The 13,172-nt window shown below is 61.8% G+C and carries 14 protein-coding genes; 7 read left to right on the top strand and 7 right to left on the bottom strand.

Going from position 1 to position 13,172, the window contains the following annotated elements; genetic code table 11:
- Positions 1-17 precede the first annotated feature (17 nt).
- Positions 18-4,010, top strand: coding sequence for a glycosyltransferase (locus ACIQUS_RS11360; protein WP_403046861.1), 3,993 nt, complete (start codon positions 18-20; stop codon positions 4,008-4,010).
- A gap of 12 nt (positions 4,011-4,022) precedes the next feature.
- Here ACIQUS_RS11360 and ACIQUS_RS11365 read toward each other — a convergent pair whose 3' ends face one another.
- Entirely contained in the window at positions 4,023-4,931 is a 909-nt protein-coding gene (locus ACIQUS_RS11365; protein WP_403046863.1) for a LysR family transcriptional regulator, read from the bottom strand.
- A 96-nt stretch (positions 4,932-5,027) separates the two neighbouring features.
- Between ACIQUS_RS11365 and ACIQUS_RS11370 the strand changes: the two genes are divergently transcribed.
- The 4 genes from ACIQUS_RS11370 to ACIQUS_RS11385 all read left to right on the top strand — a co-directional run bounded on the left by ACIQUS_RS11370 (position 5,028) and on the right by ACIQUS_RS11385 (position 8,407).
- Positions 5,028-5,903, top strand: coding sequence for a pirin family protein (locus tag ACIQUS_RS11370; RefSeq protein WP_403046866.1), 876 nt, complete (start codon positions 5,028-5,030; stop codon positions 5,901-5,903).
- Between the two features lie 98 nt (positions 5,904-6,001).
- Positions 6,002-6,688, top strand: coding sequence for a hydrolase (locus ACIQUS_RS11375; RefSeq protein ID WP_403046869.1), 687 nt, complete (start codon positions 6,002-6,004; stop codon positions 6,686-6,688).
- 54 nt (positions 6,689-6,742) lie between these two features.
- Positions 6,743-7,369, top strand: a complete 627-nt coding sequence (gene ycaC / locus ACIQUS_RS11380; protein ID WP_403046871.1) for an isochorismate family cysteine hydrolase YcaC — start codon at positions 6,743-6,745, stop codon at positions 7,367-7,369.
- Between the two features lie 105 nt (positions 7,370-7,474).
- Positions 7,475-8,407 (top strand): DNA-3-methyladenine glycosylase family protein, encoded by a 933-nt coding sequence (locus tag ACIQUS_RS11385; protein WP_403046874.1) that lies wholly within the window; start codon positions 7,475-7,477, stop codon positions 8,405-8,407.
- On the opposite strand, the gene ACIQUS_RS11390 is transcribed toward ACIQUS_RS11385, so the two are convergent.
- From ACIQUS_RS11390 to ACIQUS_RS11400, 3 genes are all read right to left on the bottom strand, one after another.
- A complete protein-coding gene (locus tag ACIQUS_RS11390) occupies positions 8,395-8,622 on the bottom strand; it encodes a DUF6555 family protein (RefSeq protein ID WP_403046876.1) in 228 nt (75 codons plus the stop codon). The genes ACIQUS_RS11385 and ACIQUS_RS11390 overlap by 13 nt on opposite strands.
- 92 nt (positions 8,623-8,714) lie before the next feature.
- A complete protein-coding gene (locus ACIQUS_RS11395) occupies positions 8,715-9,275 on the bottom strand; it encodes an ATP-dependent Clp protease proteolytic subunit (RefSeq protein ID WP_403046879.1) in 561 nt (186 codons plus the stop codon).
- 49 nt (positions 9,276-9,324) lie between these two features.
- Positions 9,325-9,510 carry a KGG domain-containing protein gene (locus ACIQUS_RS11400; RefSeq protein WP_403046883.1) on the bottom strand — a complete coding sequence of 62 codons (186 nt, stop codon included), beginning with the start codon at positions 9,508-9,510 and terminating at the stop codon, positions 9,325-9,327.
- A gap of 306 nt (positions 9,511-9,816) precedes the next feature.
- Between ACIQUS_RS11400 and ACIQUS_RS11405 the strand changes: the two genes are divergently transcribed.
- Positions 9,817-10,077, top strand: coding sequence for a DUF1652 domain-containing protein (locus ACIQUS_RS11405; protein WP_403046886.1), 261 nt, complete (start codon positions 9,817-9,819; stop codon positions 10,075-10,077).
- A gap of 59 nt (positions 10,078-10,136) precedes the next feature.
- On the opposite strand, the gene ACIQUS_RS11410 is transcribed toward ACIQUS_RS11405, so the two are convergent.
- The 3 genes from ACIQUS_RS11410 to ACIQUS_RS11420 all read right to left on the bottom strand — a co-directional run bounded on the left by ACIQUS_RS11410 (position 10,137) and on the right by ACIQUS_RS11420 (position 12,137).
- Complete coding sequence (locus tag ACIQUS_RS11410; protein ID WP_403046889.1) at positions 10,137-10,424, bottom strand: hypothetical protein; 288 nt, start codon at positions 10,422-10,424, stop codon at positions 10,137-10,139.
- A gap of 112 nt (positions 10,425-10,536) precedes the next feature.
- On the bottom strand, positions 10,537-10,932 hold the full coding sequence (locus tag ACIQUS_RS11415; RefSeq protein WP_403046891.1) for a DUF4440 domain-containing protein: 396 nt from the start codon (positions 10,930-10,932) through the stop codon (positions 10,537-10,539).
- 2 nt (positions 10,933-10,934) lie between these two features.
- The gene (locus ACIQUS_RS11420; RefSeq protein ID WP_403046894.1) at positions 10,935-12,137 is read right to left on the bottom strand and encodes an MFS transporter; all 1,203 of its coding nucleotides are present in this window, start codon (positions 12,135-12,137) and stop codon (positions 10,935-10,937) included.
- A 115-nt stretch (positions 12,138-12,252) separates the two neighbouring features.
- Between ACIQUS_RS11420 and ACIQUS_RS11425 the strand changes: the two genes are divergently transcribed.
- The gene (locus ACIQUS_RS11425; RefSeq protein WP_403046897.1) at positions 12,253-13,164 is read left to right on the top strand and encodes a LysR family transcriptional regulator; all 912 of its coding nucleotides are present in this window, start codon (positions 12,253-12,255) and stop codon (positions 13,162-13,164) included.
- Positions 13,165-13,172: the final 8 nt, after the last annotated feature.

Here is a 13,172-nt window from a genome sequence, read left to right on the forward strand (position 1 = left end):
ACCACATGAAACCAAGCATGACGCAGCCGCTCGATACCCTCATCTGTTTTGCCACCCGTTGGGGCCCGCAATTTGGTGGGATCAATAGCTTCAATCACGACCTACTGGGAGCGTTTGCTGCGTTGTATTACCGCCAGGCGCGTACATGGTGTGTCGTGCTTTGGGCCAGTGAGCAGGAGAAGGCCGATGCGAGGGCACAGCAGGTGTCACTCATCTCTCTGGGCTTGGAGACAGAGAAGCAGTTTGCTGCAGGTCATGAACAATTGGCTTGGGCAGCGTTGGCAGCAGAAGGGGTCGAGCCGAACGAACACTGCGTATGGTTAGGCCATGACCGCATCACCGGGCCAATCGCTCTGGCGGCGAAGGCACGCGGTGGGCGCACGGCGTTGATCCACCACATGAGTTACGAGCGCTATGAGCCCTTTGTTGAAAATGCACAGCGGTCTCGGGCCAAGGAAGAAGAACAACGGCAGTTGTTCGAAGCGGCCGACGTGGTGATGGCTGTCGGTCCCTTGTTGCGCGACGCGCTGTACGACATGCTCGATCATGAAACGATTCCGATGCTGGTGCCAGGTTTGGCGGAAATTACTGCCAAGCGTGAGCCCAAGACGCTCAAAGCTTTCTTGAGTGGCCGCCTTAGTGCCGATGCAAGCAAAATCAAACAAGCACACCTGGGCGTTGCAGCGTTTTCCCAGGCCATACGTCAGGCAGATGCGCAGTCGGAAATGCCCAACAAGTTTCAAGGCAAGAACGAGCCAAAGCTGTTGCTGCGGGGCGTGGACTTCGAGGACCGCACGCAGGGCACAGGCGAAGGAGCCGAAGCCGAGTTGCGTCGTTATGCGCTGGAGCAAGCCGGGCGTGTGGTTAACATCCATCCCCTGCCATTCACCGCGCAACGCCAGGTTCTGTTCGATGATTTGCGTGGCTCGACCGTTGCGATGATGCCGTCATGGCACGAAGGTTTTGGCCTGGTCGCGTGGGAAGCCATTGCCGCAGGTGTGCCACTGATCGTCAGCGTGAAAAGCGGGGCGTACAAGCTGCTCGAAGAGTTGGAGCACGGTGCCTATAAATCCTGGGTCACGACAATTGATGTCGAAGGCAGCGAGGAGGCACCTTATCACTCCAGTGGCGATGTGGAGCGACTGTCCAAGGCACTGACCCTGATCGCTCATGATCCGTCCAAACGTCACGATGCTGCGCGACTGCGAGAGAAGCTTTGCGGGTTGTACACCTGGGCGCAGTGCGCTCAATCCTGCGGGCAGGCGTTGGGTTGGTCATTGCAGGAAGCTGCGCCAGTTGTGCAATTGGAGCAAATGCCCCAAACACAGGGTCCGGCTGTTGAAACGATTGAACCTGATGTTGCTCAAACCTTGCCTGGCCTCGGGTTGCCACCGGCCAGTTGGCGACCAAGACAGGGTCTGAGTGATAGCCAATTGTTGCGAGCCGAAGAGGCGATAGTGCCCTTCGATTCCAGTCGCGAACCCTTTTTGCTGGCGCAGATGGAGTGGGTCGAAAAGCCCGGGTATGACTTGCAAGTGCGTTTGCTCTGTGGCCCCGGTGGTGTTGGCAAGACCCGCCTGGCTCTGGAGATGTGCCGCCGCTTGCGCTTGAAAGGGTGGAGTGCGGGCTTCCTGGCGGGCGATAGTGATACCGAAAAAGCTTTGGAACTGGCTAGGAACCTGACGGCAAGCCACATTCCAAGTCTGGTGGTGATTGACTATGCAGAGACACGCCAATCGCTAATGCTCACTTTGTTCAAGGCTCTCAAGGGCAGTAACAACACTAAACCCATTCGCTTTCTGTTGTTGGCACGTGCAGGGGGAGAATGGTGGCGAGTACTGCCGAGCAAGGACTCTCAGTGCGAGGACTTACTGGAGGGGCCCGCTACGAGCGGACCTTTCCAGATACCAGCATTGCATGGCAGCTACGAGGCGCGGCAGATTGCTTACCGACAAGCGCTGCAAGCTTTTGCTCAAAGGCTAGAGATAGAGCCGCCGGAGCATATGCCGAACTTGGAAGATACGTACTTCTCCAGACCGCTCTACATTCAGATGGCGGCGTTGATGGCATTGCGAGGCGAGCGTCCGAAGTCTGCCGAATCCTTGCCGCGTGCGTTGGTCAACCACGAGCGACGTTACTGGGCGAAGGCATTGGCGGCTACAGAGGGCGCAGGGGACGAAATCGTCCATAGAGCTGGCATATTAATGACGTTGTCCACCCTGGCCAATGGCATCGCCACTGAGCGCGTTCTCGAGGAAATTCTTGTTGTTTCCGAGGGCGAGCGCGTTGAGTTTAAAGCACTGTACAGGGCGCTCACTCCATTGTATCCGGATCATCATCAAGGTTTGCATGGCTTGCGCCCCGATGTGATTGGCGAAGCGCTGGTTGCACAGAGTCTGCTCAGTGCACGAGGGATGGAGTTGCTCGATCAGGTGTTGGCTACCGGCAGTAGCGCGCTGCGTCGATCCAGCTTGACAGTGGTGGCGCGCTTGCTGCGAGAGCGGGAGGACTTGCTGCCGGTGATCGAGGAGGTGCTGGGGCGACATTTTATTTTCTGTATCGATGATTGCATTGCTGTCTGTCTTGAGTCCTCTGGTCCCTTGCTGGAAGTGGTAGAGCAGGTCTATCAAGCGCTTCCGTCACGGTTACAATCGCAAGCATCTGGATCACTTATGCCGTGGCTGGGCTTCGATATTGTGCCGCTGGCGAAACTGGGCATTTACGTAAGCCGAAGTCAGGTAAGAAAGTACCTTGAGAAAAAGAACAAGAAAGAAACGCCGAGGGCAGTCGAAGAGTATTTGGAAGCTCTTGGGCTCTTGGCCTTCGCATTGAAGAACGATGGTCAGACTCAAGAGGCCTTGACGACCATTAAACAAGCGTTGGCGCTTAAGTCCGGGATCCGCAGAACACGATCTAATGACCTGATGGTGAGCTGGCATTTAAGAGTTCAGTCGGAGCTGCTCACATTATTGGGTAAAAATGACGAGTCCCTGGTTAGCGCCCAGCATGCACTGCAGCTTACCCGTCAACTGGTTTCGCCGAAGAATGAAACGAATGCTGGAGAGCTGGCCAGGTGCCTGAGCATTTGTGCAGGGTGTATGGCCGACTGTGGCCGGGTCGTGGAGGCACTGCAACTGAGTGAGGAAGGTCTACAGTGGGCAAGAAAGCTCTCGAGACCTACGTCACCCGCTTCTCAGAGTGATCTGGCAGTCAGCTTGAGTAACTTTGCAAGATGTCTGGTCATGAATGGGCATATCCAGAAGTCCTTGGCAGCCAGCGAAGAGGGGCTGGAAATTCGCCGAGTGCTAATGGACGTCGAGCCACAGAAGTACAGGCAAAATTATGCCTTGACCATGATGAACTATGCATCGCGGCTGTCGGACGTGGGTGAGATTGATGAGGCGTTGCGTTTAATCAAGGAAAGCTTGTCGATTAACCGCGCATTGAGCGAATCCAAACCTGAACGATTCAGTGCAGTACTGGGAACAACATTGAACAACTGTATGGTCATCGAAGCCGAAGCAGGGAACTTCAAGGGGGCTCTGGGGTTGGCGACTGAGTTGCTGGCGTTGTACGAGCAGTTGGTTCAAAACAATCAGGATATGTACCTGGTTGAGTTTGAAGCAACACGCATCGAATGCGCATACATCCGCTGGCTGGACAATGGCCAATCCATGACAGAGGAGGCGTACAAGCCGGTGGGCATTCACAGCGATACTCAGAGCCAGCGTGCACTGGAGTATCAGCAGAGCTGGCTGCTGGCATTTGCTGAACAGACCCTGGCTGCGGTGATTAATGCTCGCGCGAGCTGGGAGAAATTGGATTTTTCTCAGCAGTTCGGCATGAGAAACAAACATATTTTGTTGGGGGCGTTCAGCGCCCAGCGATTGGGCGCATGTGATGGCCTTTGGCGTGAGAGCCTCGCGGAGCTGAGAAAAATACGCAAAACCCGTATTCCAGCCTGGATGACCGAGACGGCCCGGCGCATGGGGTTCTCACTGGAAGCTTGAGCACCTCGATATTCAATCGATATCACTGGCAGCGAATTCGCTCGCGAGAAAGTCCAGCAAATGCCGCACCGCCGGCAACAACCCCCGACGCGAGGCGAACACTGCGTGCACCACGCCACATTCCGGCGCCCATTCAGGTATCGCCCGCACCAGCGTGCCATTGGCCAGTTCCTCGCGCACAACCACCAGCGGCACATGCACCACACCCACGCCCGCCACCGCCGCCTGGCGCAGCACCAGCAGGTCGTCAGTGACCAGCCGGGGCTGGTGGCGCAGGCTGGCGCGGGCCGCGTCGGGACCCACCAGCTCCCAGTGGTAGTCGCGCTGCGGCTTGCCCCAGTGCAGGCTCGGCAGGGCACCGAGGTCGGCCAGCACCGGCCGCGTCGGCAGGCGTTCGAGCAACGCGGGCGAGGCCACCAGGCACTGGGTGCTGTGGGCCAGGGTCTTCATCACCAGCTCGCTGCTTTCCAGCGGCGGCACGCGCACGCGCAGGGCGATGTCGATGCCTTCCTGGATCAGGTCGACCTGGCGGTTGGTGCTTTCGATATGCAGTTGCACCAGCGGGCACTGGACCATGAAGCGGGTCAGCATGGACCCAACCCAGAAGTCCAGCAGGGCGGTGGGGCAGCTCAGGCGCACGATGCCCTGGGGCTCGGCGCGGTTGCGTTCGATCAGTTCGGCTGCGCCCTCGGCCTCCACCAGCATGGCGACGCAGTGGCGGTAGTAGGCCTGACCGATTTCGGTGACCGAAAAATGCCGGGTCGAGCGCTGGATCAGGCGCACGCCCAGGCGTTCTTCCAGCCCGGCGATACGCCGGCTGAGCTTCGACTTGGGCATGTCCAGGGCGCGGCCGGCCGGGGCAAAGCCGCCGTGATCGACCACTTGGGCAAAGTAGTAAAGGTCGTTGAGGTCTTCCACCATTGTTCTCCAAATGGAACGCTGAAGGCAGTTTAACCGATCTACCGCAGATGTCGTTGCGCTCGTATGGTTATAGCCATGCACGAGAGGAGGCATCTCATGAAAAAGATCCAAGGCGTCTACAGCAGCCCCAACCCGCACTGGGTCGGTGATGGCTTTCCGGTACGCAGCCTGTTCACCTACGACAACCTGGCCCAGCACATCAGCCCGTTCCTGCTGCTGGACTATGCCGGTCCGCACGACTTCAGCCCGACCAAGGCCCGCCGTGGTGTCGGCCAGCACCCCCATCGCGGATTCGAAACCGTGACCATCGTCTACCAGGGCGAGCTGGAACACCGCGACTCCACCGGCGCCGGTGGCCTGATCGGCCCGGGCGACGTGCAGTGGATGACTGCAGCTGGCGGCATCCTCCATGAAGAGTTCCATTCCCCGGCCTTTGCCGAGAAGGGTGGCACCCTGGAGATGGTCCAGCTGTGGGTCAACCTGCCGGCCAAGGACAAATCGGCAGCGGCCGGTTACCAGACGCTGCTTGCCAGCGACATCCCGGTCGTACCCCTGAACAACGGCAGTCTGCGGGTGATCGCCGGCGAGTATCGCGGCCATAAGGGCCCGGCGCAGACCTTCTCGCCCATGGACGTCTGGGACTTGCAACTCAAGCCCGGCGCCCAGGTTCGCCTGCCCAGCGCGGCCGGACGCAGCACGGCGCTGGTGGTGCTGCGCGGCAAGTTGCAGGTGAACGGCGAGCGTGAAGTCGGCCCGGCGCAGTTGGTGCTGTTCGAGCGGGCCGGTGACGAGCTGCTGCTTGAAGCACAGACCGATGTGTCGGTGCTGCTGCTCAGCGGCGAGCCGCTGGACGAGCCGATTGTCGGCTACGGCCCATTCGTGATGAACAGCGAAGCCGAGATTGCCGAGGCCTTCGAGGATTTTCGCAGCGGGCGTTTCGGCCAGATGAACGGGCCGGCTGCCTCCCGCTAACGCAACTAGTCTCTTAAACCCGAAGGCCGGCCGGCACGGTCGGTCTTCGCCCTGGGCTGCCGGCACAACTGGCGGCCCGTTCCCAAGGAGAACGTGCCATGAGTACATTTGCCAACGTTGCCAACTTCAATGGTCAGGTCCCGCGCATCGACCCCGATGATGCCGTGATGTTGCTGATCGACCATCAAAGTGGCCTGTTCCAGACGGTCAAGGACATGCCCATGACTGAACTGCGGGCCAATGCCATCACCCTGGCCAAGGTCGCGAGCCTCGCGAAAATGCCGGTGATCACTACCGCATCCGTGCCCCAGGGCCCCAACGGTCCGTTGATTCCGGAAATCCACGAAGCGGCGCCCCATGCCCAGTACGTTGCACGCAAAGGTGAAATCAACGCCTGGGACAATCCCGAATTCGTCGCTGCGGTGGAGAAGACCGGGCGCAAGACCCTGATCATTGCCGGCACCATCACCAGCGTGTGCATGGCCTTCCCGAGCATCAGTGCGGTCAATGCAGGCTATAAAGTATTTGCGGTCATCGATGCCAGCGGCACGTACTCGAAGATGGCCCAGGAAATCACCCTGGCGCGCGTCGTGCAGGCCGGTGTGGTGCCCATGGACACCGCGGCGGTGTGCTCTGAAGTACAGCGCACCTGGAACCGTGAAGACGCCCAGCAGTGGGCCGAAGCGTACAGTGCCGTTTTCCCGCACTACCAGTTGCTGATCGAAAGCTACCTCAAGGCCCAGCAAGTGGCTCGCGACAACGAAACCCTGGACTCGCAACGCTGATCCCTCATGTCCGGTGCCTTCGGGTGCCGGCTAATCACAGCAAGGAGTTGGACCATGAGCAAACCCTACGTACGCCTGGACAAGAACAACGCCGCTGTCCTGCTGGTCGATCACCAGGCCGGCCTGCTGTCGCTGGTGCGCGACATCGAGCCGGACAGATTCAAGAACAACGTGTTGGCGGTCGGTGACCTGGCCAAGTATTTCAAGCTGCCGACCATCCTCACCACCAGTTTCGAGACCGGCCCCAACGGGCCGCTGGTGCCCGAGCTCAAGGCCCTGTTCCCGGAGGCACCGTACATTGCCCGCCCGGGCCAGATCAACGCCTGGGACAACGAGGATTTCGTCAAGGCGGTCAAGGCCACCGGCAAGAAGCAACTGATCATCGCCGGTGTGGTGACTGAAGTGTGCGTGGCCTTCCCGGCGCTGTCGGCCCTGGAGGAAGGCTTCGATGTCTTCGTGGTGACCGATGCCTCGGGTACCTTCAATGAGCTGACCCGCGATTCGGCCTGGAACCGCATGTCCCAGGCCGGCGCCCAGCTGATGACCTGGTTTGGCCTTGCCTGCGAGCTGCACCGCGACTGGCGCAACGACATCGAGGGCCTGGGCACCCTGTTCTCCAACCATATCCCCGACTACCGCAACCTGATCACCAGCTACACCACGCTCACCCAGGGTAAGTAAACCCTTCGCTACTCGTCAGCCGGGCGCTTGTGCAGCCCGGCTGATGTCGTTCTGGCAGACCATTCTTTGTATGCTTGCAGCGTCAAGGAGAATGCGGGTCAGTCAATGAACACACCGGCTCACCTCAAAGGCTACCGGCGCTGCGTGCGCCACGGGCCGACGATCACGGTCTGGCTGGGCTACCGTGCACCCTATCACTGGCCCTCGATGCTCGGTTTTCTTGCTGCGCGTTCGATAGCCGGTATCGAAGCGCTGGAGGCCGGGGTGTACCGGCGTACCGTGTTGGTGGCGGGGCGCCAGGGTGTCATCCACTGCCGCCCTGGCGCAGGGCAACGCTTGGCGCTGTCGGTCAGTGGCCTGCCTGCATCGTTACTGCCGGGCCTTATTGCCCGGGTACGCCGGGTGTTCGACCTGGATGCCGATCCCCACGTAATCGAATCCCAGTTGAGGCGTGACCCGCTGATGGCGCGCCTGATCGCGGCGCGCCCGGGGCTGCGCGTGCCCGGCGGCTGGGAGCCGTTCGAGCAGGTGATGCGCACGGTGCTGGGCCAGCAGATCAGCGTGGCCGGGGCCATGACCCTGGCCGGGCGCCTGGTTGCCCGTCATGGGCAACCGCTGGCCAAGGCGCTGATCGCCGATCAGCGGTTGACCCATGTGTTTCCGCTGCCGCAGGCGATTACAGACGTCGACCTCAGTGACCTGGGTATGCCACGCTCGCGGGCGGCGACCCTGTCGGGCATGGCCCGGGCGCTGCTGGACGATCCACGCTTGCTCCGGGCCGATGCCGACCTGCAGGCCTGGGTCACGCGCTTGTGCCGGCTGCGCGGCATCGGGCCCTGGAGTGCCCAGTACCTGGCCTTGCGCCAGCTGGGGGCGGCCGATGCCTTTCCGCTTGGGGATGTGGCGCTGGCCAAGGCCCTGCGCCTGCTGGAGAGCGCCGATGCGCAACTGGCCGAGCGCGCCCTGGCCTGGCGCCCGTGGCGGGCCTACGCGGCGCAGCACCTGTGGGCCTGGCTTGCGGCCCCTCAGCGGGACTGACGCCAGGTCACCTCGGTGATGCCATAGCGTTCGGCCAGGGGCTTGCTGACCTTCTTGACCTTTTCCTGGCCATAGCGGCCAATCCTGCCCACACCGGCGTCGCAGCTCGCCCAGTGCCAGGCTTCGGCGTTGTCCATCTTCTCTGCGCGAATGATGAAGGACTTGGGCGCACCGTGAAGTTGGTAGTCGATCACAAACAGTTTGGCGTCGTTCATGGGCCTTTGAGGATCCTTTCAGAGCGGTTGTCAGGAAATGCCTTGCACTGCAATGAATGAGTCCGCCGGCGGGGAAAAAATTCAATCGGATTTCAATCGTCGCCGCTGATCGTCAGGTGACGGGTGTCCTTGGCGAATACCACCTGCTCCAGGCGGTGGGCGATGCCACAGACCAGCGAGTCGTAGGCGGGGATGACCTTTTCCTCGGCCGACAGGCACTGGAAGATGTCCAGCTTGCGCTCGGCCTGCTGGGTTTCCAGCTCGAAGATACGCACATAGCGCTCCAGGTCGTTGTTCAGGCTCGACAGGTATTCACGCAGGCGCGAGTGGTCCACTGCGCTCTGGCTGAAGTGCCAGGTCATGGGGTGGATCAGAAAGCGTGAATGCGGGGAGGCGATGCGCACTCCGGCGGCCAGGTACATGATGATGCCCATGGACTCGATGTTGCCGGCATTGACCGCTGTGATGGGGACTGGCAGCGACTTGATCAGGCTGTAGATGGAAAAGCCGAAGTTGGTGCTACCGCCTGTGGTCGACAGGTAAAGCAACAATTCGCTGGCGCCCTCGTCGATCGCCTGCAGGCAGCGGTCACGGAAGCGCTCGGTGGTGCGTTGGTCGATCTGGCAGTGGAAGTGAATTACCTGCTGGCTCATGGGCAGGCCTCATGACCGACGCACCGAAGGCGCGTCGGTCGCGGCTGGGTCAACTACGGCCGCCGCCACTTGGCTTGCGGTCTTCCTTGCCCATGTCGGGCTTGCGGGGCTGGCCACCGGCGCCGCCACCGGAAGCCTGGCCGCCTTTCTTGCCGGCGTCGGAGGTTTTTTGCCGGTCATCGGCGAAAGTGCCGCGGTTGCCCTGATTGCCCAGTTGGGTATCTTTGTTAGCCATGATGTGCTTCCTCTGGTTGCAATGGAAGTGCAAGGCAGTTGCCTCACACAGATTGGGTGGCGCGGGCACTGGCAAAGTTTGAAATTTGTTGGGGGCTGCTGGACGAACGGTCGGGTTGGCCCGCCCATCGGGCCCTGGCGCTTTCGCGGTGAACTTACAGTCGTGACGGGGCTTCCCAGTAAACAGGGCCTGTTGTGATTGCCGGGGTGCATGAGCGCTACGGGGGTGCATGGGCAATATCAATTGGCATTCACCGGCTCTCAGGTGATTACTGAGCAGTCGGTCTTTCCGACAGAGGATCGCCCCATGTCACTGATTGGCGTCTCAACCCTTGAACTGCGACAACTGATCGAGCGGGCGTTCTTGCCCGATATCTGCGAAGTCAGTTGCCCGGATGGTGTGTGGCTGACCATTCGGCTTGGGCAGGGCGACAACCTGCTGGTCACCGAGGTTCGCCTGGACAGCCTGACCACCTGCCACGAGGTGCATGCCCTGGTCGATCAGATACGCGAAGAGCGGCGCCTGAACCGAAGCCCGGGCGACTTCCGGCCCAGCACCATTGTCTGAGCCCACGCTTCGTGCCGTTGTGGGCGCCGGCGATGGGGCGCATCGCCCCTGGCCCGCGCCTATTGCAGCTCCAGCTGCAACTGCAAGCCGCCGTCGTCACAACGCCGGTGATAATGGACGATGCCCCGGTAGGTCCGACCTTCCCAGGTAAAGGCCAGGCTGTGGCTGCGTTCGAGCTTGTCCGGCACTGGCGCGCGCACCTGCATCTGCAACCCTGGCAGGCCGTTGAGGTTGAGCGGCGCCAGTTGTACTTCGCATTGCGCGCTGTGGGCCACGGGACCGAAAAAGGTGTCCTGGACGAAGTCGATCTGCAGGCTGGTCGGGTAGGCTGCGTTGACCTTTCTCATGGCTGTCGATACTCGTTTCCAGTTGCCTGGTCGAATAACTGCGGTTCACTTCAAGTGTGATCCTTGATCGGCAACCGGGCAACGCCTTTGCCCATGCTCCCGACTGGCCGGTTCAGCCGCAGGGCGTTTCATGCAAGTGCAGCCAGCGCAGTTCGCCGTTGTCCAGATGCTCGAACACCGCTGTCGATCGGCGCACGCTGTGCCGGCCCCGGGCATCGATCTGTCGTTCCCGGTAGCTGACCAGGCTCACGTGCTGACTGTGGCGGATCAGCTGTGGTTCGTCGATCTGGATGAGCAGGTCCGGTCGTGTGCCATGGGCCGCGTGGAACACCCTCTGCAAGCCCGCATGGTCCAGCCGCTGTCCCGACAGCCCGATCATCGAAAAGTCCGGGCTGAAATGCGCCAATAGCTCGCCCAGTTGCTCAGGTGCGGCCTGGCCGGCCAGCCAGTGCTGGATCAGCATGTGTACGTCGAGAATTTCGTCAAAGCAGCGGTTTTCGGTAGGCATGTTCAAGACTCGGGACAAGGATGTAGGCGCCCCAGGGCCGAGGCCCCGGGCAACGTGAGCACGGCAGGCAGTGCCAGCAGGGACAGCCCTGCCGCCAGCAGCAACACCTGCCGGTAGGCCTCGGGTGCGGGCAACCAGGCATTGAGCACCGCGCCCAGTACGGCCGCGCCGAGGCAGAAACTCAGCTGGCGGTTGAGGCTCCACAAGGCGCTGGCGGCGGCCATGCGTTGCGGGGCGATGGCGAGAAACGCCAGGCTTTGCGCGCTGCTGCTGCACAGGCTGCTGCCCAGGCCCAGCAGGGCGAAAACCAGCACCAGGCCGTAGGGGTGCAGGGCCAGCCCGGGCAGGCTGAGGCCAACCAGGGCGAGGCTCTGCAGCAGAATGCCGGCACACAGCAGGGCGCGCGGCCCTGTCGGATTGAAACGCCAGCGCACCAGGGCAATGGCCAGCAAGGCGCCCAGCGACCACGGCAGCATGAGTGCGCCGGTGGCCGTGGCACTCAGGTGCAGTTGATCTTGCAGGTAGAGCGTCGCCACCAGGTTGGCGCCGATGAACACGCCGGGCACGCACAGGTACACCAGCATCGCGGTGCGCAGCAGCGGCTGGCGTAGCAGGCCAAGGTCGAGCAGGTGTGCGCTGTGGCTGACCGGCTCCCTGGCCGGCAGCCAGGCCAGGGCCAGCAGCCCGGTGAGCAACACCAGCGGCAGCAGCGCCAGGAAGATCCAGCGCCAACTGAGGTGATCCACCAGCAGCCCGCCCAGGGCGGGTGACAGGGCCGGGACCAGCAGGGCGATCATCATCACCTGGGCGGTCAGCGCAGGACGCTGGCGGGGTGGACAGGCCCGGTAGGCCATGGCCTGGCCCACCGGTATCAACAGGCCGCCGCCCAGCCCCTGAAGCAGTCGCCAGAGCAACAGGCTGTCGATCGAGGACGCCATGGCCGCCAGCAGGGTGCCCAGGCCGAACAGCACCAGTGACAACAACAGCGTCTGGCGTTCACCGATGCGCAGCGCGAGCCAAGTACCGAGCGGAATCACCAGGCTCAGGCCGATCAGGTACAGGTTGGCGACCCCGCTCAGTTGCATCACCGATGCATTCAGTTCCTGGCCCAGCAACGGATAGGCACTGTTGAGGGCAAACATGTTGAGCAGGTCCAGGGCAAAACCGAACAGGAATATCAGGGTGACTTTCGAGCGATAAGGCATGGTGTAGCAGCCAGCGAGGGGGCGAGGGCGCAGTCTAGAGCGCTCGAAACACTTGTATAAGGCCGTTGGATTCGCCAGATTGTGCGAATTATTTTGACAATCCAGGGCGATACCCATGGTCAGTCTCGACCGGTTCGAGTTGTTCTGCGCGGTGGTCCAGGCCGGTTCCTTCACCGGCGCCGCCGTGCACCTGCGCCAGACCCGCGCCGCCGTCAGTTTCAACATCAAGCAGCTGGAAGCTGAGCTGGGGGTGACCTTGCTCAGTCGTACAACCCGGCGTCTTGCTCTGACCGAAGCCGGCGAACGCTTTTACGGCCACTGCCAGCAGGTGCTGGAGCACGCACGTATCGCCATCGACGAGGCGCGGGGCGAGCATGCGGGGTTGCAGGGCTGCCTGCGTATCACCTCCACGGTGGAGTACGGCGTCATGGTACTGGCTCCGGCGTTGCAGGGCTTTTGCCGCGAGCATCCCGACCTGCGCGTGCGCCTGCAGACCCACACGGCCCAGGCCGATCTGCTGCGCGATGGCTTCGACGTGGCCATCCGCCTTGGCCAGCCGCACGACTCCAGCTATCGCGGGGTGTGCCTGGACAGCTACGAGGTACGCCTGGTACTGGCGCCGTCGTTGCTGGCGCAAGGCACTGACCTGCTCGACAACCCGGAGCGCCTGGCCCAGTTGCCGCAGATAGTGCACAGCCGCTTCGAGCAGCAGCCCGGCTGGTTGCTGCACGATGCCCGGGGCAATGAAGTGCAGTACCAGGGACGAGGCGAACGGCCGCTGGTTGCCGACAATGCCTCGATTCTCCGGGCGTTCGCGCTAACGGGCATGGGGGTGGCGTTGCTGCCGTCGTGGCTGGTGGCCGAGGACCTGGCCTGTGGCCGACTGCTCGATGCCTTGCCGTCCTGGCGGTTTGCCAGGCAGAGCGTGTATGCACTGTACCCGGACACCCGGCATGTGCCGCGCAAGGTGCGGGCCTGGATCGACTACCTCAAGGGCTACCTTCAGGATCGTCGACCCGGTCATTGATGGCCTCA

Source organism: Pseudomonas sp. NPDC090755 (assembly GCF_044769005.1).
Taxonomy (GTDB): Bacteria; Pseudomonadota; Gammaproteobacteria; order Pseudomonadales; family Pseudomonadaceae; genus Aquipseudomonas.